This is a genomic window from Paenibacillus donghaensis, assembly GCF_002192415.1.
GTDB lineage: Bacteria > Bacillota > Bacilli > Paenibacillales > Paenibacillaceae > Paenibacillus_AQ > Paenibacillus_AQ donghaensis.
In genome coordinates this window covers 2,406,455-2,427,667 of the sequence record NZ_CP021780.1, presented here as the reverse complement: position 1 = coordinate 2,427,667, position 21,213 = coordinate 2,406,455, and the positions used below count along the sequence as shown (strand labels likewise).

At 51.4% G+C, this 21,213-nt stretch carries 21 protein-coding genes and 1 pseudogene; 6 read left to right on the top strand and 16 right to left on the bottom strand.

All coding sequences use genetic code 11. From position 1 onward, the window contains the following. Nucleotides 1-3: 3 nt before the first annotated feature. Nucleotides 4-987, bottom strand: coding sequence for a M14 family metallopeptidase (locus B9T62_RS10525; protein WP_087915215.1), 984 nt, complete (start codon nucleotides 985-987; stop codon nucleotides 4-6). A 375-nt stretch (nucleotides 988-1,362) separates the two neighbouring features. On the opposite strand from B9T62_RS10525, the gene B9T62_RS10520 reads away from it, so the two are divergent. Further along, the gene (locus B9T62_RS10520) at nucleotides 1,363-1,899 is read left to right on the top strand and encodes a glycosyl-4,4'-diaponeurosporenoate acyltransferase CrtO family protein (RefSeq protein ID WP_087915214.1); all 537 of its coding nucleotides are present in this window, start codon (nucleotides 1,363-1,365) and stop codon (nucleotides 1,897-1,899) included. A 101-nt stretch (nucleotides 1,900-2,000) separates the two neighbouring features. Here the strand turns inward: B9T62_RS10520 and B9T62_RS10515 are convergent, their stop codons facing one another. The 8 genes from B9T62_RS10515 to B9T62_RS10480 all read right to left on the bottom strand — a co-directional run bounded on the left by B9T62_RS10515 (nucleotide 2,001) and on the right by B9T62_RS10480 (nucleotide 9,751). Beyond that, nucleotides 2,001-2,930, bottom strand: a complete 930-nt coding sequence (locus tag B9T62_RS10515; RefSeq protein ID WP_087920220.1) for an NADP-dependent oxidoreductase — start codon at nucleotides 2,928-2,930, stop codon at nucleotides 2,001-2,003. A 248-nt stretch (nucleotides 2,931-3,178) separates the two neighbouring features. Continuing rightward, entirely contained in the window at nucleotides 3,179-3,553 is a 375-nt protein-coding gene (gene mnhG, locus B9T62_RS10510) for a monovalent cation/H(+) antiporter subunit G (RefSeq protein WP_087920219.1), read from the bottom strand. After that, nucleotides 3,534-3,827 carry a Na(+)/H(+) antiporter subunit F1 gene (locus tag B9T62_RS10505; RefSeq protein WP_087915213.1) on the bottom strand — a complete coding sequence of 98 codons (294 nt, stop codon included), beginning with the start codon at nucleotides 3,825-3,827 and terminating at the stop codon, nucleotides 3,534-3,536. Before B9T62_RS10505 ends, mnhG begins: the two co-directional genes overlap by 20 nt. After that, a complete protein-coding gene (locus B9T62_RS10500; RefSeq protein WP_087915212.1) occupies nucleotides 3,824-4,303 on the bottom strand; it encodes a Na+/H+ antiporter subunit E in 480 nt (159 codons plus the stop codon). The genes B9T62_RS10505 and B9T62_RS10500 overlap by 4 nt, the downstream gene beginning before the upstream one ends. A gap of 6 nt (nucleotides 4,304-4,309) precedes the next feature. After that, complete coding sequence (locus tag B9T62_RS10495) at nucleotides 4,310-5,788, bottom strand: Na+/H+ antiporter subunit D (RefSeq protein ID WP_087915211.1); 1,479 nt, start codon at nucleotides 5,786-5,788, stop codon at nucleotides 4,310-4,312. Further along, entirely contained in the window at nucleotides 5,785-6,120 is a 336-nt protein-coding gene (locus B9T62_RS10490; protein WP_087915210.1) for a Na(+)/H(+) antiporter subunit C, read from the bottom strand. Before B9T62_RS10490 ends, B9T62_RS10495 begins: the two co-directional genes overlap by 4 nt. Continuing rightward, nucleotides 6,120-8,984, bottom strand: a complete 2,865-nt coding sequence (locus B9T62_RS10485) for a Na+/H+ antiporter subunit A (RefSeq protein WP_087915209.1) — start codon at nucleotides 8,982-8,984, stop codon at nucleotides 6,120-6,122. The genes B9T62_RS10490 and B9T62_RS10485 overlap by 1 nt, the downstream gene beginning before the upstream one ends. A gap of 131 nt (nucleotides 8,985-9,115) precedes the next feature. Beyond that, entirely contained in the window at nucleotides 9,116-9,751 is a 636-nt protein-coding gene (locus tag B9T62_RS10480; RefSeq protein WP_245864415.1) for an adenine nucleotide alpha hydrolase family protein, read from the bottom strand. Nucleotides 9,752-9,982: 231 nt separating this feature from the next. On the opposite strand from B9T62_RS10480, the gene B9T62_RS40200 reads away from it, so the two are divergent. Together B9T62_RS40200 and B9T62_RS10475 are read left to right on the top strand one after the other, a co-directional pair. Continuing rightward, nucleotides 9,983-10,177: an alpha/beta fold hydrolase gene (locus tag B9T62_RS40200; RefSeq protein ID WP_211296438.1), complete on the top strand. Its 195-nt coding sequence runs from the start codon at nucleotides 9,983-9,985 to the stop codon at nucleotides 10,175-10,177. Between the two features lie 35 nt (nucleotides 10,178-10,212). Beyond that, nucleotides 10,213-10,818 (top strand): alpha/beta fold hydrolase, encoded by a 606-nt coding sequence (locus B9T62_RS10475; RefSeq protein ID WP_245864414.1) that lies wholly within the window; start codon nucleotides 10,213-10,215, stop codon nucleotides 10,816-10,818. A 374-nt stretch (nucleotides 10,819-11,192) separates the two neighbouring features. On the opposite strand, the gene B9T62_RS10470 is transcribed toward B9T62_RS10475, so the two are convergent. Next, entirely contained in the window at nucleotides 11,193-11,972 is a 780-nt protein-coding gene (locus B9T62_RS10470) for a Cof-type HAD-IIB family hydrolase (protein ID WP_087915207.1), read from the bottom strand. A gap of 139 nt (nucleotides 11,973-12,111) precedes the next feature. Beyond that, nucleotides 12,112-12,276 (bottom strand): DUF6138 family protein, encoded by a 165-nt coding sequence (locus B9T62_RS38925; protein ID WP_157685556.1) that lies wholly within the window; start codon nucleotides 12,274-12,276, stop codon nucleotides 12,112-12,114. A 210-nt stretch (nucleotides 12,277-12,486) separates the two neighbouring features. On the opposite strand from B9T62_RS38925, the gene B9T62_RS38920 reads away from it, so the two are divergent. Further along, nucleotides 12,487-12,687: a hypothetical protein gene (locus B9T62_RS38920; RefSeq protein ID WP_157685555.1), complete on the top strand. Its 201-nt coding sequence runs from the start codon at nucleotides 12,487-12,489 to the stop codon at nucleotides 12,685-12,687. Between the two features lie 48 nt (nucleotides 12,688-12,735). After that, nucleotides 12,736-13,281: a DUF1697 domain-containing protein gene (locus tag B9T62_RS10465; RefSeq protein ID WP_087915206.1), complete on the top strand. Its 546-nt coding sequence runs from the start codon at nucleotides 12,736-12,738 to the stop codon at nucleotides 13,279-13,281. Between the two features lie 11 nt (nucleotides 13,282-13,292). Here B9T62_RS10465 and B9T62_RS10460 read toward each other — a convergent pair. From B9T62_RS10460 to B9T62_RS10445, 4 genes and pseudogenes are all read right to left on the bottom strand, one after another. Continuing rightward, nucleotides 13,293-13,394, bottom strand: a pseudogene (locus B9T62_RS10460) (DUF2625 family protein); the annotation flags it as partial. A gap of 43 nt (nucleotides 13,395-13,437) precedes the next feature. Further along, nucleotides 13,438-14,436, bottom strand: coding sequence for a FecCD family ABC transporter permease (locus tag B9T62_RS10455; RefSeq protein ID WP_087915205.1), 999 nt, complete (start codon nucleotides 14,434-14,436; stop codon nucleotides 13,438-13,440). After that, complete coding sequence (locus tag B9T62_RS10450; RefSeq protein ID WP_087915204.1) at nucleotides 14,429-15,439, bottom strand: FecCD family ABC transporter permease; 1,011 nt, start codon at nucleotides 15,437-15,439, stop codon at nucleotides 14,429-14,431. The genes B9T62_RS10455 and B9T62_RS10450 overlap by 8 nt, the downstream gene beginning before the upstream one ends. A gap of 80 nt (nucleotides 15,440-15,519) precedes the next feature. After that, a complete protein-coding gene (locus tag B9T62_RS10445; RefSeq protein ID WP_245864413.1) occupies nucleotides 15,520-17,430 on the bottom strand; it encodes an AraC family transcriptional regulator in 1,911 nt (636 codons plus the stop codon). Nucleotides 17,431-17,726: 296 nt separating this feature from the next. Between B9T62_RS10445 and gdhA the strand changes: the two genes are divergently transcribed. Continuing rightward, nucleotides 17,727-19,127: an NADP-specific glutamate dehydrogenase gene (gdhA, locus tag B9T62_RS10440; protein ID WP_087915203.1), complete on the top strand. Its 1,401-nt coding sequence runs from the start codon at nucleotides 17,727-17,729 to the stop codon at nucleotides 19,125-19,127. A 1,004-nt stretch (nucleotides 19,128-20,131) separates the two neighbouring features. On the opposite strand, the gene B9T62_RS10435 is transcribed toward gdhA, so the two are convergent. Further along, nucleotides 20,132-21,115 carry a diaminopimelate dehydrogenase gene (locus B9T62_RS10435; protein ID WP_087915202.1) on the bottom strand — a complete coding sequence of 328 codons (984 nt, stop codon included), beginning with the start codon at nucleotides 21,113-21,115 and terminating at the stop codon, nucleotides 20,132-20,134. Between the last annotated feature and the right edge of the window lie 98 nt (nucleotides 21,116-21,213).

The following is a 21,213-nucleotide window of genomic DNA, read 5'->3' as shown; positions in this document are numbered from 1 at the left end:
TGTCTATTCTATAATTCCAAGCATGGCCGCATAGCCATTCTCAATCACCTGCGCTGCGGAATGTATGGATAGAATGATGGCCTTGTCGACCGGACAGATGAGCTTCCGGGTCTCGTAATCTGGGTAGGATGCCACTTCAATGATCGTCTCTCCCCGGTGTACTATGCTGCCTGCCTGTGCCTGGCTGCGCTGCAGCCCGGATCTGTCGAACCGTAGTTCTTGGATCTTGGAGATGACAAGGGGTGCAGGCTTGCCCTTCTGCTCCGGGCGGGGATCTTCCAGTAGATGCAAGCGGACAAGAATCGCATAAACTGATTTCTCGTGCCGCTGCACATCCGCTTCGCGCCAAGACATCCCTCCGCCGCTTTCCAGTAGTACAGCCGGAACTCCACTGCGGCACACCTCATTAATCAGCATGCCCTTGGACTGGAAATCACATATGTACACCGCCGTAAGATCGGTATCGGCCAAAGCGTCAAGCGCCGTGTTGTAAGCCTCCCGATTATCGCCGGCAACCATAGCAAACGGACAGACCGCCAGCGACTTCCCACCACCGTGCAAATCTACCAGGAAGTCGGCGGAGGCAATGATCCGCTGTGCCAGCCAAGCCCCAAACCGGTAGGAATATGTATTTGATCTGTCCTGCCCGAACACCCGATTAAGGTTCACACTGTCGATGGGACTCTCATTCGTCCCCGCCTGATAAGCACTGACATTGACAATCGGACAAATAACAACATCTCCACGTAGTCGGTCAAGCGGAAGCTGCTCCATGAGGCGCAGGCAAGTCAGAATGCCATCATATTCGTCACCATGCAGCCCGGCCTGAACCCATAGAGTCGGCCCTTCCACCATACCCTTAAGCAGAAAAAAAACGACGGAGTGCTCCTCCGCATACTCCTCCACTCTGGATACTGAATGCCGGGGCTGTAGTGAGAATGCTTCGTTCAGCGTAGAATAGTGTAAATGAGCTGACTGCTGTGTCATGTATCTATCCTTTCAGCTTACAATTTCTAGAATGAAAACGCTACATTTCCGACCGTTTTAGTGGGTATTTAGTTTTTATGATTTTATCAGTTTTTGTAGAATGATGTCAAGAGAAATGCAATGATTACTATTTCATGCATACCATGTTATGAAACCAATAAGCAAAGTAATTCTTAAATAAAACTAGGCCCAGCATGCGTTCCGATGATAAGCTAGAAAGACAAACGGATGATGGCAAAGGAGTTGTGCTCATGCTGCTAAAGCAATCCAAAATGAATAATTGGAATGATGCCGATGATTCGGGATCCTTAGTGGAGCATCTTGGGGCAATAATTAAGGGTGGCAGTAGAATCACTCTCATTTCAGGAGAATGATATGGAACAATTCTACCTGGTTCTAGAGTTCGCCGGTTTAAACCTTGTGTTCTGGACAGTGATTAATGGCGGGTTCGGACTAGTTATGCGCTTGCTGCCCAGAAGCTTGTTCGATTACAGAAGAAGACTGTATAAAGAACATCCCTTTGAGAAGTCCTTGTACAAAAAAATCAAAGTGGCAGGGTGGAAAGACCGGATGCCGGAATGGGGGCATCGGATAGGATTCTCCAAGCAAACGCTCGCATCAACATCTGACATTCATTACATAAACCGCTTCATTTACGAAACCTGTATCGCCGAGCTGGGACATTTGATTATGGGGGTTCTGGGTTATACGTACCTGCTGTTAGCTTATCTTCTGCCAGCTCCCCTGTTACCGGTGTATATGTATGTCCTAATATCAACGCTGCATTTGGTCTTTCAAATGATGCTGGTGATTATCCAGAGATATAACCGTCCACGGCTGCTCAAGCTGCGAAACAGAGTTCTTGCAGTAGCTCCCGGGCTTCGTTATCAAGCACTTCCAGACGATCCATGATCAGCTGAAGATGGTTCAGGTCAAATAGCCCGCACCAAGGCGCGGGCCGTAACCATACCTGCAGTGAATGCCAGATGTCGGCTTCACTGCAGCCATACATTCTACTGCTCAGAGCGGATGACGATTTTGCCTACCGCGTGATGAGTTTCACTTTTTTCGTGAGCCTGTCTTACACCTTCCTCATTTAACCAGAACATGCTGTCAATCACCGGCCGCAGAATGCCTTGATCGGCAAGCTCTGCAAGCTGCTCCAGCTGGCTGCCCTTAGGCTCCATCATGAACTGGACTCCGGTGACTTGATATTTCTCCTGCAGCTTGTCATCCGGTTTCTCCACAAGGGAGACCAGCCTGCCGCCGGGCTTCAGAATCTCGAAGCTCTTGGCTTGAATATCCCCGCCCATCGTATCCAGCACCAGATCGTAGTCAGAGAGCACCTGTGAGAAATCCGCTTTTTTATAGTCTATAAAATGGTCAACACCGAGCGACTCCAGCAGCTCTTGGTTTCTAGAGCTGGCTGTCGAGGCGACTTCAGCTCCGAAATGTTTGGCCAATTGGATGGCAAAGCTGCCTACTCCACCCGCACCGGCGTGAATCAGTACTTTATCGCCTGCTTTAATCTTACCGTGGTCCACCAGTGCCTGCCATGCGGTCATTGCCGCCAGCGGCACAGCTGCCGCTTCCTCAAAGTTAAGCGCCTTGGGCATTCTGCTGACCACATCCGCATCCACCGCTATATACTCGGCATAGGTGCCGAAGCTGCGCGGACGCGCAAACACCCGCTCATCCACCTTGAACCGGCTCACACTATCACCGACCTCCGCCACCACGCCTGCGACATCGCCGCCGAGCACCAAGGGGAACTCTCCTGCACTCTGGCCCATAGCCCCTTGACGAATTTTGAAATCCACCGGATTGACAGATGTAGCCCGCAGGCGGATCAATACCTGATTCGGTCCTATAACCGGCTTGGGAATTTCTTTATCCACCAATACCTCGGGTCCGCCAAATTGTTCAATAACAACTGCTTTCATGCTTAGAATCACGCCTTTCACTGAGAATATCATCCTGAACTTAATCCAGGTTCCTTATAGATTACCCGAATGGCTTGTTTATGCCCCACATTTCTGTTAACCATTGGCAGGGGTTTATTCAGCTCAACCTCCTATAAACAGCAAAAGCCCGCGCTGGGCGCGGGCTGTACGTTCAAATATTTTTTTGCCAGATACGGAAACCTCCGCTTCCAGATGACGGCGAAGCCGTTTCTTCTTGCTGCTCTGCTCTATGAAGTTGTGTCCGCGTCTATCCGCTGCTTCTCCAGCGCCTCTTTCAGATCATCCTGAACTCTTCGGTTCCACAGTGGAACCCCGGAGCGGTAGGCCGCTCTTCCGTTCAGATGGGCGGCAACCGGTGAAGTGAGGAACACAAACACAATTCCAAGCAGCAGCTTGGCACTGATATAATCCAGGAAAAAGGCGAAGTAGAGAAACACGCCGCTGAGGACACACAACACACCCAAGGTAGCACTTTTGGCTGCAGCGTGTGAACGCAGATAAACATCGGGCAGCCGGATCAGGCCGAAGGCGCTGACGGCACTAAGCAAGGCACCGGTCAGAATCAACAACGCAAACAGTAGCTCACCTGCTGTCTTGATCATTTCCATGTTCCAGCACCACTCCCCTTTCAATATATCTGGCGAAAGCCGTTGTACCAATAAAGGACAGGATTCCGATTAACAGGATAATTTCGATAAATGCCTGTGTCTTGTTCAGGACCGACAGGACCGCCACCATCGCCAGCAGATTGATGCCAATCGTATCCAGGGCAGCTACCCGGTCGGGCAAGGATGGACCTTTCACCACTCTCCAGGCGCATACGGCAATCGCCAGAGCCATAATCGTAATCGACAGCATGAGGATAAAGTTAATCATGAGCGGGTCACCTCCACTATCGCGCGCTCAAACGTATTGCGGATATTGTCTCTGAACTGTGCTACATCATCAATATCCATTGTATGAATGTAAAGGGTCCGGTTGTCGTTCGACACCTCCAGCACCACCGATCCGGGAGTCAGGCAGAGTAGCGTAATCAGAACAGCCACTTCCCAGTCCGATTTCAGCTCCGTAGTGTACATCAGGATCGCTGGATGTATGTCCAACTGGGGTTTCAGCACTGCTTTTACCACGACATAGCTGGAGACAACAAGCTCCCGCAGCAGCAGAGCAACGAGCTTACAGATCGCCCACACTTTACTGAGATACAGACGCCCATTCCAGAAGCGCCGCAGTCCAAACAGCACACCAACACCTATCAGAAATCCGACGACAAAGCGCGATGAGGTCCAGTCATTGTGCAGAAACATCCACATGAACGCTATCATGAAATTCAACAATAATTGAAAAGCCATATTCATCTACTCCTTCAAGACAGCGTTGATGTATAGTGCAGGATCGGCCAGTACAGCGCCGGCTTGCCCGACATAACCATTGACCGTCTCTGCGCCGAGACCCAGCATAATGACGATCACGAACAACACGGCTGCAGGGGCCATCATAGCTTTGTAATGGAGCGGCCGGACAGGCTCATCCCCCTTCTCTCCCCCCCAGAACGCCTGCTGGAACACTTTGATCAGCGAATAGAGCACGATGAAGCTGGAGCCGAGCGCGATGAGAGCCAGAACTACATCCTGCTGACCGAAGCCGCTGCGGACCATCATGACTTTACCAGCGAAACCGCTAAGCGGAGGTACCCCGACGAGCGCCAACGCCAGGATAAAGAACATCCAGCCCGTCCAGGGATAACGGCGGATCAATCCGCCCATATCTCTTAGCCGTTCCGTTCCCGAAGCTGCAATAATCAGGCCCCCGAGGAAGAATAGCAGAGCTTTGCCCACCATGTCATGCATTAAATAGAACACCACACCATTCAAGGCATCCTCCGTAGCAACAGATATTCCGAAGGCGATGAATCCAACGCTGATGACAATATTATAATTAAAGATCCGGCTGAGGTCGTTGTAAGCCATTGCACCGATTGCACCCAGGATCATCGTGGCTCCAGCCATCCAGCCAATCAGATTATGTGTCAGTCCTAAATCGTGGACAAAAATCAATGTAAACGTACGGGTGATCGCATACAATCCCACCTTGGTCAGCAAGGCGCCGAACAGCGCTCTGACCGCTGAGGGAGGCGCGCTGTAGGAATCCGGCAGCCAGAAGAACAGCAGCAGACCCGCTTTCAGCGAGAACACAAGCAGCAGCAGCACAGCGATCACGTTAAGCACACCGCCCTGCCCTGCCTCCGTTACCCGAACGGCCAAATGCGCCATATTCAGTGTTCCCGTTGCCGCGTATAAATAAGCGATTGTGGCCACGAACAAGGTGGAGGAAATCACGTTGATCAGAATGTACTTTAAGGTTTCCCGCAGCTGAATCTTGGTTCCCCCGAGCACAATCAGCGCATAGGAGGCTACCAGCAGCACCTCGAAGCATACGAACAGATTGAACAGATCCCCGGTCAGGAAAGAACCGTATACACCGGTCAGCAGGAAATGAAAAAAGGTGTAATAGTAGTAACGTTCCCGCTTCTCGCCAATGCTGGCGAAGGAGAAGAACAGGCAGGCTGCGCCAACGACGGCGGCCGTCAGCACCAGCAGCGCTGCAAACATGTCGGCGACAAACACAATTCCGTACGGCGGCAGCCAGCCGCCCATATACAGGGTCTGGATACCATCCGTACTTACCTGAACCACAATCAGCGCGGCGACAGCGATGTTCAGGAATACACTCACTGCACTGATTGTGCGCTGAAGGTTGACGTTGTTGCGAAGAAAAATCAATATAACTGCCGTAAAGGCCGGAATCAGCAGAGGCAGCACCAGCAGGTTGTTCATTGTCTCTCCTCCTTGATTCCTTCCACATCATCCGTACCCGCCGAGCGGTAAGCCCGGTAAGCCAGAACAATGTAGAACGCGGTAACCCCGAAGCTGATGACAATGGAGGTCAGGATAAGCGCCTGAGGCAGCGGATCTACATAAGCTTCCGCTTTCTCGCCAAGCAGCGGGGCAGCTCCGGTCTTCAGTCCCGCCATGGTCAGCAGCAGCAGATGAACACCATGGGTCATCAGGGTGGTCCCGAGAAGGATGCGCAGCAGGCTTTTGGACAATATCAGATACACACCGACAGTAAACAATACACCGATCGCCAGGGCAATAAGGAGTTCCATCAGTTATCCCTCCCGATCGTAAATATAATATTCATCGTGACGCCAATTACGGCCAGATACACACCAAGATCGAACAGCATGGCGGTGGTCAGCTCCGTTGTGCCCATGAGCGGCAGCTGGAAATAACCGAAGGCCTGGCTGAGAAACGGAACACCAAACAAGAAGGAGCCTACCCCCGTCAGGAAAGCTAGCAAGATCCCGACAGCGATCAGCTTGCGGTAATTGATCGGCAGCACCTTCTCCACCATCTCTGTCCCGAACGCAATGGAGAGCAACACCAGCGCTGCTGAAGCCATCAGTGCCCCGATAAAACCGCCTCCCGGATGGTTATGACCGGCGAAGAACAGGTAAAGTGAGAAGGTAATGATAATTACAAACGCTACCTGGGCCACGGATTGCAGCAGCACATCGTTGCTTCGGGCAAATCGTGGCTTATTGTCTCTCAGCGCACTCTTCACCACGCCGGTTGAGTTGCCCGCCTCAAGCTGGAGCTTGATCATGGAATAAATCGCCAGTGAAGCAACGCCAAGCACGGTGATTTCAAACATCGTATCGAAACCGCGGAAATCCACAAGCAGCACATTCACAATGTTTTTGCCGCCGCCCAAAGTGTAGCTGTTCTCCACGTAGTAGCTTGAAATGGACTCGAACGGACTGCTTCCCAGCGCTGCAAGGGCTACCAGTGTCATCGTTATGCCGATCCCGATCGAGATCAGCAGCTTAGGCAAGCGGGAGCGCAGTTTAACAGGCTCTCTCTTCAGCTTCGGCAAATGGCGGAAACAGAGCAGGAACAGTGCTACCGAAACTACTTCCACAATCATCTGCGTCAACGCCAGGTCAGGTGCCCGGAACAGAACGAAGAGCAGTGTGACCATATACCCAACCATACCCGTAAACAGAATGGCTGCGATTCTCGACCGTGTAAAAGGAATGGCTAAGGCACCCGTCAGCATCACTGCGACGACAATCACTTCAAAGAACGAAATCGGGGCATAGTCGCTGGTTCCCAGAGTGATGCCGTCTGTGTATAGCATAGTGCCACCAATGGCAACGATCAGGAAGGAGAAGATATACATTAAATAATGACGCATGGAGCCTGTCATATAAGCACCGGTCAACCGTCTGGACAATTGCTCCACCAGCCGAATTCCTCCGTCGTAGACATCGTTCAACGTTAGGTTTCTGCCCCATTCCTTATCGACGATACTCCAGCGGCCATACAGCCGGTACACGACGATACCCAGAACCACAACACCTAGTGTCATCCAGACCTCCGGGGTCCAGCCATGCCAGAAATGAATATTTACCTCAAAGGGTTCAGCCAGCTGCATGATGGGATGAATCGCGTTCATGGCCGGAATAATTAGCGAATCGGACAGGATATTGGGGATGAAACCAAATACCAACGAGAGCACTGCCAGCAGCAATGGAGGCAGCAGCAGGCCAAAGGGTGCTTCATGCGGCTTTTTGTCCAGCTTCTCGGGCTGATATTTGCCGAAGAAGGTATTGAATACCAGAATCATGCTATAAGCAAAGGTGAATATGCTGGCAATCCAGGCGATTAGCGGGAAGAGCGTAAATAACGCAGGAATACTGAAGATATCCAGCTGTCTGATATTCAGCACAGCCGTGAAGAACATCTCCTTGCTGAGGAAGCCGGCAAAAGGCGGCAAGCCTGCCATCGAGAAGCTGCCGATCATCGCCAGCGTAAAGGTAACCGGCATCAGGGAGATCAGACCGCCCAGCTTGCGCAGGTCACGTGTGTTCGTCTCATGGTCGACAATCCCGACCACCATAAATAGCGAACCTTTAAAGATTGCATGGTTAATAAGGTGGAACAGCGCCGCCGTTGTTGCAGCGGTATAGAATACAGACTCTTCTCCCGTATAAAATGCGGCGGCCGAGCCCATTCCAAGCAATCCCATAATCAATCCCAGTTGACTGATCGTAGAATAGGCTAACAGAGCCTTCAGGTCCGTCTGCTTCATCGCCTGGATCGAACCATAGATCAAGGTGATCAAACCGACGCCTGACACAATCCAGAACCACTCATGTTGCCCTGCAAAAATCGGGCTGAAACGTGCGACCAAATACAAACCTGCTTTGACCATGGTTGCGGAGTGCAGATACGCACTGACCGGAGTCGGTGCCTCCATGGCGTCCGGCAACCAAATATGGAACGGAAACTGGGCTGATTTGGTGAAAGCTCCCAGCAGAATCAGCAGCATGGCCGGAATAAACAGCATATGTCCGCTAATATCGCCGACCTCACTCCAAATCTCGCGGATGCTGAAGGTGCCGGTCATCACATACAGCATCAGGAAACCGGCAAACATCGCCAGACCGCCGAAGACGGTAATCAGCATGGACTTCTGCGCACCATATCGCGACTTCTGTCTCCGATGCCAGAACGCAATCAACAGAAAGGACGATACGCTCGTCAATTCCCAGAAGCCGTACAGCACCATCAGATTATCGGAGAGCACCACTCCTAGCATCGCTCCCATAAACAACAGGAGGTAGATATAGAACGGCGTCAATTCTTCTTTGCGCCTGTCTAAGTAATAAATCGAATAAATGACGACAAGCGTTCCCATTCCGGTAATTAACAGGGTAAACAGCAAGCTCAACCCATCCAGATGGAAGACCAAGTCAATTCCCAATGAAGGAATCCATGAGATCGTGTCATACCCGGCATCCCCACCTCTAACAACGGGAATACGGGTCAAGAAATAGATGAATAATGCGAGTGGACCAGGGATAACTAGCCATCCCCTATGAAGCGTGGGTGCCCTTCTGGTCATAAGTGCGATCAATAGAGCCAGTAGAAACGGAACGAGTACGGTTACATGAAGCAAAGGCAAACCTCCTTTTCCACTTGAATATATCAAGTTGTGAACATTGGTACTTACTTTTTCACCAAAAGCACAAGATCATACATTAAATTGAGAGGGCCCGAAGTAGCAGCCCTCTTCTGGATATGCCGCAGGTTAAGCTATAATGGATCTGTTAATCTTCCTTCGCAAATATGCAAGTACCTAGCCTTGCCGTCCTGCTCAATTCTGAACAAGCCATTCTCAAATTCGGTATGCAGCTCGTGAAAAAACTTGCCCTTCAGCGGAGTGTCGCCATTAGGTTCGTCGCTAAGATAATAATCGTTGCCTTCCTTAACCAGGTAGGAGATCACGCCTTCTTCATGCGTTTCTTCCAGCCCGGCACGCATGCGCTGTACGGCTACGACATGCAGATCAATCATATTCATTTTGCCAATAAGTTCATTAATGAAATTGCGTTTCGTAAGCTCTTGCCACCGCGTCTGTGCGGATTGTCCGACTATAATCTGAGTAACTTCCTTCTCCATAGCTGCTTCAACAATCACATCCGTGGTTTTGCGTCCCTGGCGCTTCCGGATCATAAATTCAGCACCAGCTTCCTCGGCTAGACGCTTCCAGACCGTCATAAACATTTCTTTGCTCTGATTATATTCATCGCAGTCCGAACTATCCACGTTCAATACGAACAATGGCGCTCCAATCATCTCAGACAGCTGGACCCCGCGACGGATCAAACGTTCCCCGTGTGGACCATAATGAACACACACCATAATTTTTTCCCTGTGAATGACCTTCACCCTCCTGTAACATAGTTCATGAAATACAAAAAGAGCCTAATGGCGTTAGGCCCTTCTGTATGACTATAAACCCAATAAGTTATATCTAATTATATCTATTCCGATACTGTTTGTAAAGTTTGCAGCTGGCTATAGTGCATAAAATATAAGCTTTAACAAAAACATACGTTCCCATAATTATCCAAAGGGTGATATAATTAAACCTCTAACATTTTACCCGGGAGGTGCTTTATGTCCGTACAAATTTACCGCAATATCGCTAAGCTGAACAACGTTGAACTTTTTTATCTGGATACCCAAACGGAAGGTCCAGTCATCCTCTGTCTGCATGGCAGATGGGGACGAGCGGAAACCTGGGTCGATTTCATGAAGCATTATGGTGATCACTACAGAGTCATAGCGCCTGATCAACGGGGCATGGCTTAAGCAGCAAACCTGTCTCCAAATATACGGCAGAAGAAATGGCGCAGGATATGGTCGAGCTTCTGGACTTTCTGCATATCGATTCGGTTATACTCGCCGGCCATTCCATGGGCGCGCAAGTAGCCGGTTATGTGGCGGCGCAGTTTCCACAGTACATACGGGGCTTGGCTCTGCTTGATAAATCTGCGTCCGGTCCGGTCACACGAAGTGAAATGCCGCTGCAACAGATCCCGGCGCTTGATCCGGTGACTCAGGATTGGCCGTTGCCTTTTGCGAGCTTAAGCGATGCCCAGAGATATATCCGGGAAGCACTGGATTCCGAGTTAAGCTCCCAGTATTTCCTGAGCAGCCTGACCGAAACGTCCGCGGGGTATCAGATGATGTTCAGCTCCCAGGCCATGGCGGCCAATATGGCTTACAATGTGGACTGGTACTCCTTATTGCCGGAGATCGTTTGTCCGGTATTGCTGGTCAGAGCCAAACATAATGAAGCCGTTCCGGATAAGGATTATTACAGAATGCAGGAGCTGATCCCAAACTGTATAGCCTTTGAAATGTCGCACCCGCACCATAACGTGTATCTGGGGAATCCGGAAGAATTCTATAGCTGTTTCGACCAGCTGTTGCAACAAGTGAGGGGATAAATCCGGTTATCTGAACTGTTCAGCTCTGAGCCTCCTGTGACTACATCACCGGCCAGAATTGCTGCGGCTGCTCCACTTGCCTGGTTGTCATAGAGGCAGCAGGAGCGTTAACTGCATTTCGTGCAGCTATATTAGCGATTTGAGGGCTTGGAGGCGGTTTAGCTGTATTCCGTGCAGTTGCAACGGCCCCTTTTGAGAAAAAAGCGAGTTTTGGCCAGGAATAGCTGCAGCGAATACAGTTAAAATGAAGTTTTGGCCGATTTCCGCCTTGAATAGCTGCACTAAATGCAGTTGCGAGGAATTTCACTCGAAGCTCACAGCAAAAAAGCCCACTCCAATTTAGCGAGATGGGCTTGCGCGCACTTGAGGTGGGCTTACAGCAGGCCAACCATTCGCAGCCCATGCCAGATTCCGTCTTCATGAACCGGCTTCGTGATATATTTGGCGGCCGCTTTGGCTTCGGGCATCCCGTTGCCCATAGCCACGCTGTTGACGATAGTGCTAAGCATCTCGACATCGTTTAACGCATCGCCAAAAGCATATTGATGCTCCGGCGCGATGCCCAGCAGTTCTGTGATTTTGGCAATGCCCTTGGCCTTGGAGCCACCGGTAGGCACAACATCCACGGCATTAGCATGCCAGCGGACGAAGTGGAGCGAGGGGAAGACCTCTTCATAATAGGACTCTTCTAATTCCTGACAGAGAAGCAGGGACTGATAAATCTCTCTGTCCTTATAATAGTTCGCATCATGGGCAGGCAGCAGATTGGTCTTGAACGTGCCAAAACTGCTGGCAATAAATTCATTGTTTGGAACATTGGCTTTCATATCCATGTGATCCATATACACAATTGCATGATTATGTAATAACGCCACATCGGTCAAGACCTGCAGCGACAGCGGGTCCAGAGGGTGCTTATGGATCACCTCTCCCCGCAGCACGGCATATTGGCCGTTGTAGCAGACAAATGTATCAATGTCCAGTTCCTGGCGAAGCTCCTCAAACATAAAAGGGGCCCGCCCGGTAGCGATGGCCACATCATGGCCACAAGCCTTCAGCTCAAGGATCGCTTGTTTGGTTGTGGGTGGAAGTTTCTTCTCCTCATCCAGCAGCGTACCGTCAATATCAAAAAAAATAATACTTTTGTCCGTCATTCTGTTCACCTGGCTTCCGATAATTGTGGGCAGACCCAGCCTGTCCACTTGATTGCGTCTATTGCTACTATTTATATTCTAACTGTTATAGTGTGTTTTAGGCCAGCTTAGAATATCTTTAGGTCCAGCGGATTGTCAATCACCCTTCCTTCACCAGCAACGCAAGCTGTTTCCTGAGCGGGCCTTCTGCCTTCTTCAGCAGGTCAGCGAGCTTCTTCTCCCCGCCAAACAGCCGATAAATCACCTGTTCCCGCTCATAATCCTCCTTGGCTTCCGCCTCCACCAGCCAAGTGAACTCCTCCATCGCAAGCTCAGCATAGTCCGCAGATATAGTCTATCGCTTCACGATACGCCGTTTCCTCTTCAGAGACGATCCTTTACCTGAGTCCAGCAGACGGTTATTTATTCACATGACATCCGATCTTCTTGTTGGAAGCCTCTTCCGGGTTGACTTGATAATGACTGCCTTCCCAGCCTTTCTCGAGGGCAACCGTATAGTAGTGCTCCGCGCGGGATGGTCTTCACACAAGCTTGCCACCGCTTCCTCAATATAAGGCTGGATGGCTTCAACGACGGCGGGAGTGTAGGATTCAGAAATGCCCTGCTCTGTGGACACAGCGGTCAGCTGCCCGACTTCGCCAAGGCTGCCGAATTCAAGCAGCCCCTCTCTTCTGCCGCTTGCCCCACTGGCCTGCGGGCACGATCATTTGTATAATAAAACCGAGTATGGACAAGACAAACCACAGGAAATGTAGGGATAAAGATGATCTATATTGCTTTATTACGGGGCATTAACGTAGGCGGGAACAATCCGGTCAACATGAAGGTGCTGAAGACAACCTTTGAACAAGCAGGCATGAACCATGTGAAGACCTATATCAATTCGGGCAATATTGTTTTTTCGAATCAGGAGATGTCCGCTCTGGAGCTGCCGCTGAAGCTGGAGGAGGCGATCGCTGCCGAGTTCGGGCTGCAGATCCGCGTGATTGTCCGTACAATCGAAGAAATCCGCACAGTCATTGAAGCACTGCCGGATTCCTGGACCAATGATGATCAGATGAAAAGCGATGTGATGTTCCTGTGGAAGGAAGTCGATGAGGTCTCCATCCTGGAGTTGCTTCCTTTGAAGCCGGGTGTAGGCACCGTGCTGTATATTCCCGGAGCCGTGCTTTATTCCGTCAGCAGGGAGGATGTAACCCGCAGCGGGATGAACAAGCTTATCGGCACCAAGCTGTACATGCAAATGACAATCCGAAATGTCAATACAACACGGCAGATCTATAAGCTCATGCAGGCTGTCGAGGAATAACAGCGGCGGTGCCGGTAAAACAGCTTCAGAGCTCCTTCCGCCAGCCAGCCGAGAAAGCCGGAATAGGCCAGTTCGGCAGACTCCCATTCCAGCGTATCCGGCGCATAATACCACGATTCAATAGTGGTTTAAATCTTCCTGCCGTTCGGTTAGGTATTAGTCTCGTTTGCCCCGGAACAACAGAAACATAAAAAACGGAGCCCCTACTCCTGCCGTGAATACCCCTGCCGGAATGTCAAGCGGCTGAAACAGCATACGTCCGGCCAGATCCGCCAGCAGCAGAATAATCGCCCCCAGACAGGCGGACACCGGTATAAGCAGCGTGTAGGAATGTCCGGCAATCCTCCTGCCGATATGCGGGGCCAGCAGGCCGATGAAAGACAGCGTACCAGCTACTCCCACGGCCGCACCTGCCAGTGCAACGCTGAAGAACAGCACGACCGCCCTGCTGATCTGCAGCCTGCTGCCAAGTCCGATAGCGGTCCCTTCACCCAAAGCCTGAATGTTCAACTCTCTGGCGTAGAACATCGATAAAGGAATGATCCCGACCATCCATGGCCAGAGCGCCTGAATATAAGTCCAGTTGGTTCCATATACACTGCCCGTCATCCAGTTCAGCACCTGGGCAGCCAGATAAGCCGGTCCGCTGATCAACAAGAACATGGTCAATGCGCCGGTAGCGGTGGATATTCCCAGCCCAATCAGCACCAGGCGATAAGGAGAGACTCCATGTTTCCAAGCCAGTGTGTAATTAATCAATGCGGTTATACAAGCTCCGCCAATCGCAATGACCGGAACCCAGTGGACACTGGAGCCGGTCACCAACATCATAAAAGCAACCACCGCCACCGAAGCGCCGCCGGAGACGCCGAGCAGGTCCGGTGAAGCGAGCGGGTTGCGGATAACGCCCTGCAGTAAGGTGCCTGCAACGGCCAGAGCCGCGCCGACCAGCAGGGCAGCCAGCACCCGCGGCAGCCGCAGCTGCATTACAATCAACTCACTGCTCTGCGGATGGAGTCCGAGTAAAGCAGATATAACTTCCTTCACGGGTACGCTCACCGACCCAACGGACAAACATACTAGGCTTAAACCTATCGTTAGCGCTGCGAGTGTCAGCAGCAGTATTACAGGTCGCCCTCTTCGCTGCTTATTCATATCTGCCCCTCCTTGCGATATAGATCAGGAAGGGCACACCGATTAAGGCTGTTGCCACACCAACCGGAATTTCCTTCGGCATGAGAACAAACCGGGAAGCCAAGTCGGCGCTGACCAGCAGCAATGCGCCGGTCAGCGCGCAATAAGGCAGCAGCCAGCGGTGATTATTGCCGACGAGCGACCTGCACAGATGGGGAATGACCAGCCCGACAAAAGCAATTGGTCCTGCCGCAGCTACAGCACTCCCGGCCAGCAGGACCACTGCCAGAGCAGTCCATGCCCGCAGCAGCAGCATTCGCTGCCCCAATCCACGCGCACTTTCTTCACCCAGCGCCATTACGTTCAGCGCGCCGGAGAGCAGCAGCGACAACAGCAGTCCGGCTGCCATGTAGGGAGCCACAATCAGCAGGTGCTCCAGCTTCCTGCCCGAGACAGAGCCAATCATCCAGAAGAGTGCAGATTCCAGGGACTGCTTGTTGATCAGAATCAGGCCTGAGGTAACAGAGGAGGCAAATGCGGCGACAGCTGCCCCGGCCAAGGTGAGTCTTACCGGTTCAAATCCCCTCCGCCCACCTGCGCCTAGCGCATATACGAGCATAGAGGTCATTGCCGCTCCGGCAAAGGCAATCCAGATCATGCTGCCAAGCGTAAGCGATGGGCCAAAAGCAACAATGCCGATCACAATAAACAGGGAAGCGCCGGAGTTCACGCCAAACAGGGAGGGCGATGCCAGCGGATTCCGGGTTAACGCCTGCATCAGCGTTCCCGCCACGGCCAGCGAAGCTCCGACAGCGGCGGCAATCAAAGTCCTCGGCACTCGGGTAGTCGTCAGAATCAGATGTTCGTTCGAGCCGTCAAAGGCAGCATAGGCCTGCCACAACTCTTGTATTCCAAACTGCTGGAGGCCAAACAGGATGCTTGACAGCATCATTACAGCCAGCAGTATCATGCCAGCAGCCAAACCCGCAAGCTTGCGGCTGCGGCTGCGAATCATTACGTTCATCGGCCTTAATCCCTTCCATAGCAAGGAGCAAGCTGAAGCCGCCGGGTAGCGGTGCTCAGCTTGCTCCTTGTCCTCATAAGTTACTCCACTTCGAAATAGGCTACCAGCTCATCCAGCAGCAGATTGGCCGCTTCATAACCACCGGCTGTGTTCCAGATGGCCTCGTTCACTTGAATGACCTTGTCATTCTTGGAGACATTCAGATTCTTGAACAGCGGATCATTCTTCCACTCCTCAACTACCGCTGCCGCTTCTGTGCTGCCTGCCGCTTCCGTAACGAAATAGAAGAGCACATCGCCATCCATACTTGGAATCGTTTCTTTGGACATGACCTCCATGAAGCTGTCCTTATCCTGAGAGGCCGGACGGGCTATCCCCAGTTGCTCCAGCAGCACGCCGGAGAACGATTGCTTCTGATAAATCCGTACCTGCGCTGCCGAGAAACGTACAATGGATACCTTCGTTTCCGCTTTGCTGCCCAGCTTGGCGCTGACATCGGCAACGCGCTTGTCGAAGGCGGCCATAGCCTGCTCACCTTCGGCCTGCTTGTTCACAGCTTCGGAATACAGCTTGAAGTTAATCTTCCAATCACCGGCCAAATCGTCCGAGAAAATGGTAGGCGCAATCTGCTTCAGCTGCTCGTAGATTTTCTCCTGTCTGACCTTGTTGCCAATGATCAGATCCGGCTTCAGGCTGGCAATCAGCTCAATATTGGGCTGTAGCTCATCCCCCACCACCGTTACATCCTGCATTTCATCCTTGATATGGTCATACCACGGATCGCCCACCCAGGATTGCACCGCGCCAATGGGCTTGATGCCGAGAGTCAGCAGCGCTTCGGTTCCTTCGTTCGTCAGAATAACAACCCGTGCCGGGGTGCCTGTCAGTTCCTCTTCTCCCATCGCATGCTTCACCATCCGAGGTGTTTCGCCGTCGCTTGCTGCAGCAGGTGTTGCTGATGCTGCCACTGCCGCCGAATTGCTGCCTGCTGCCGGATTCCCGTTCGAGGCTGTTTTATTGTTAGCCGTTCCGGCTGTACAAGCGCTCATCAACAAGATTAAAACGATCATTACGGTAACTGTCATAGGTGTGCGTTGCTTTTTGAACACTCGTAAATCTCCCCTTTTATATTGATAATGATTATCATATTCACTATCAATATACCGTTGCAGCTTTTGATCAACAATAGAGGATATCGACACATCGAATGGATTATCCCGACGGCCGGGTGCGCTATGAACAGTATCCTTGAATCGGGAGGGAGACAAGCCTACCACCTTTTTGAACAATCTGCTGAAATAATAGCTGTCTGCGTACCCTACCCGCTGGGCAATTTCCTGGAGTGTAGCGTCGGTGCCGAGCAGCAGTTCCTGAGCTTTGTTCATGCGGAATCGGATCAGATAATCAATGGGGCTGGTATTCTCCCTACTCTTAAACATCCTCAGTAGCTGTCTAGAACTGCAGTCAAGGATCTCTGTCAAATTAGCAAGCGTAATCTGTTCATCGTAATGCTCATGTATGTAACGGATGGCCTGCGCGGCCAGATCCGGCTTCTGTGGATGTATGCGCTCCTCTGACAGCTGGCCCATCACCTCTACCACAAACTGATAGAACATAATTTTGACATGCAGTTTCTCCAGGGAATTAGACCGGTGCCAGACCTTGTTCATCATGGTTATGGTATCGAATAGAACCAGCGGGTGCTGGGGATGGAATGCATATTGCATCTGAAAAGGATTGCTGGCCTCCAGCATTCGAAGCAGTTCCCGGCGGCCCGGAAGCGGTAAATGGGCTCTATAGAGGATCAGAACATATTCGAAAAGACTTTCGGCGACAATATCAAGAACCCCACCCTTGCCTCCATGCAGCACATGAAAGCCGCTGACGGCATGCTCCGACCCATCCAGCTTCAGGCGGGCATTGCCCTTGATCGTATAGAGGAACACGCTAGTAGGCAAACGGTAGGAGAATTGCTCTCCAATCTCCATCATCGCATGACGCACATCCTTAACCAAGATAGAGGCATGATTCCATAACATTAAATGGTCTGTTAATTGTACCGTTTCCCTCACCTTCTTCTATATCAGACATGACTTTTATTATAGGTGATAATAATTCTCAGTGGCAACAAATATTTAAAAAGTGTATATTTATAACACATTATGTTAGATTCATAGATTTTTTTGATGGCCGTGCCAAAAAGAATTGATTGGTAAATTGATGTCAGGTTTTATAAAATTCTTTTAAATTAAACAAATCCGCTATTCAGACAGGAGTGTTACCCCAGATGTCTATTTTCACTTCACCCTCTTCAACCACTTCAACAACTACAGCAACCCCAGATTCGGCAGCCGGCTACGTCCAGCGCATATATTCCGAGGTTCAGCAACGCGATCCGCAGGAGCACGAGTTCCATCAAGCAGTTAAGGAAATCCTGGATTGTCTTGTTCCGGTTCTGGAGCGGCATTCCAAATACATGCAGCAGGGTATTCTGGAACGGCTGGTTGAACCGGAGCGTACAATCAGCTTCCGTGTTCCCTGGGTAGACGATTCCGGCACAACCCGCGTGAACCGTGGCTTCCGCGTCCAGTTCAACAGTGCCATCGGCCCTTATAAAGGCGGTCTGCGCTTCCATCCCTCGGTCTATCTGGGTATTATTAAATTTCTTGGCTTCGAGCAGATTTTCAAAAACTCGCTCACCGGCCTGCCCCTGGGCGGCGGCAAAGGCGGCAGCGACTTCGATCCCAAGGATAAATCCGATCAGGAAATCATGCGTTTTACCCAGAGCTTCATGACTGAGCTGTACCGCCACATTGGAACAGATACCGATGTGCCGGCCGGCGATATCGGGGTTGGCGCCCGTGAAATCGGTTATATGTTCGGCCAATACAAACGGATTCACGGTGGCCATGCGGCAGGTATTCTTACCGGAAAGGGCCTGCTCTACGGCGGCAGCCTGGCCCGCAAGGAAGCTACCGGCTACGGTTGTGTATATTTCGTGCAGGAGATGCTGGGGGCACAAGGAATGAGCTTCAAGGACAGCCGGGTCGTTGTCTCCGGCTCCGGCAATGTGTCCATCTATGCCATAGAGAAGGCTCAACAGTTAGGCGCCTTGGTGGTGGCCTGCAGTGATTCGGGCGGATACATTCATGATCCTCAGGGCATTAATCTGGACACAGTCAAAAGGCTGAAGGAAGTCGAGCGGCTGCGGATCAGCGAATACGTCAAGGAGCATCCTCATGCAGAATATATCGAAGGGTGCGACGGAATCTGGAGCCTGCCTTGCGATATTGCCCTGCCTTGTGCTACCCAGAATGAACTGGATCTGGCTTCCGCGCAGACCTTGATCCTGAACGGAGTCAAAGCGATTGGCGAAGGGGCCAACATGCCTTCCACGCTGGAAGCGATTGGGCTGTTTCTGGAGAATGATGTACTGTTCGCACCGGCCAAAGCGGCCAATGCCGGCGGGGTTGCCGTCTCGGGTCTGGAAATGACCCAGAACAGCATGCGTCTGGCTTGGAGCTTTGATGAGGTCGACCAGAAGCTGCATCAGATTATGAGTTCTATCTACCGCAGTGCCGTAGATGCCGCGGACGAATATGGTGTGCCCGGCAACCTGGTTGCCGGTGCCAATATTGCCGGCTTCCTGAAGGTTGCCGATGCGATGCTGGCCCAGGGAATCGTTTAGGCGTTAGCGCCCCTCTAGATACAGCAAGACCCGCTAGGAGATCTGCCTGATTATTGGCAAGGTCTTCAGCGGGTCTTTTGGGTGTCTTCCATGCCATTCATAAATAGTAAACTCATTTTTAAGACTGCCAGCCCGCATTAAAAATGTTACTCTGGAACGTTCGGAGCAAATAGCTGCAAATGTGGTTACTACTTAGGGCCCTGCGAGGATGTAGAAGGTTACTCGAGAAGGTTAGGGTATCGCGGTACCTTAACCCATCCCCCCCACCCGAACTTCAGGTAACCCACGTCCTAGCGGACCGTATAGCTCCAATTTCCTCATTTCTGCGCTGGTTTGGAATCTAACGGACCGCATAGCCGCTATGTCGGAAAAACAGGCCTTAACTAGTGGGGTTCGGCTTGAATAGGGGCGCCTGAGTCCGTTAGTAGTATGAAAGTTAAGCGGGGTTACTGGCGACGGCCTTCATTTGTTATTCTTAGCCTCCTTGTCGCGCAGTGTTGTATGACAGGCTCGGACGAGGAACACATGGAACACAAGGGGGCTCTAAGTAGTAACAATGCAGTTACTATTTAGTCCCAGTCAACTTTAAAAAAGTTGCTCTGGAACGTTCGGCGTAAATAACTGCAAAAGTGCATCTATTTCCAGCCGATCACGGGCCAGATGGCGAATAAGTGCAAATCTGCAACTAATTCTGAGTAAATCAAGCCTTTTACGCTCATTTACTCAAATTAGATGCCTTTTCACACTTATTTCCTCCAAAACGGAAGAAATCCACAATTTAGTTGCGCTTACGCAACTAAATCACTAGTTTGCGGTTTGTACTTAGGAAACCACCATAGTGCTGTCATCGATAGCCTCCTCATTCCAAGGCCGAAGTAGTAAAAGCTTGTGCAGCAAAATCACAGAAGCAGGCGATGTCCTAAGCTGGACACCGATTGCAAGCAGAAGCGGGTGCCTTCCCCCAGAGGATGGCACCCGCTTCTGCTTGCTATTTCAGCTTGTCCTTACAGCAATTCCCGGCGCAGTTCCTCGGCAGACCGGGGAGACAGGTAGCCGAGCGGAATATCAAACACCGTCTTGGCACCTGCGGCCCCTTCACGGCTAAAGCGCACAGCGGCTCTGGCGTAGGCTGCCAGCACGCTGGCTGTAAATTCTGGATTGCTGTCCAGCTTCAGCCCAAACTCGGCAATCTGCTTGCTTCCAGTCCCTGTGACACCGCTGCGGATAACGAATCCGCCATGCGGCATGCCTGCATGCTCCTTCGCCAGCTGCTCCTCAGTTATGAAACTGACGGTTGTATCATAATCTGCGAAGTAATTCGGCATGTTCACGATGGTGTTGGTGATCTCTCCGCGATCTGCACCCTCTTCCGCTACCACGTAACATTCCCGGCGGTGTTTCTCGCGGGTAGTCAGCTGTGGGGTTTCACCGGCACGGATGCCATCGATTACCGCTTGTACCGGAACGGTATATTGGACCCCTGCCCTCACGCCAGGCACACGGCGGATCGCATCGGAATGTCCCTGGCTCACACCAGTGCCCCAGAAGGTATATTCTTCACCCTCCGGCAGGATCGACTGCAGCAGCAGCCGGTTCATCGAGAACAACCCTGGGTCCCAGCCTGTAGAAATAACACTGACATTTCCTCCGTTGAGGGCAGCCTGATTCACCTCGCTGAAGAACTCGGGAATTCTGGCATGCGTATCGAAGCTGTCCACTGTGTTGAACATCGCGGCAAGTTGCGGCGTCTGCTCCGGCAAATCCGTAGCCGAACCGCCGCACAGAATCATCACATCGATTTGGCCTATGTATCGTTCGGCTGCAGAAATATGCTCCGTAACTACGCCGGTCAACTCAGCAAGCTGCTGCGGATCTCTGCGCGTAAAAATCGCCACCAACTCCATATCCGGATTCTGCGCAATAGCCTGCTGTACACCTTTGCCCAAATTACCGTAACCTACAATCCCTACTTTAATGAATGAACTCATCTTATCCCCCTCTGCCGGTTTCCCGGATATGAAACTCTTTAAATTATAAGTATATATATATTACACGAAATGTAAACAAATTAGGCCAAGAAGATATG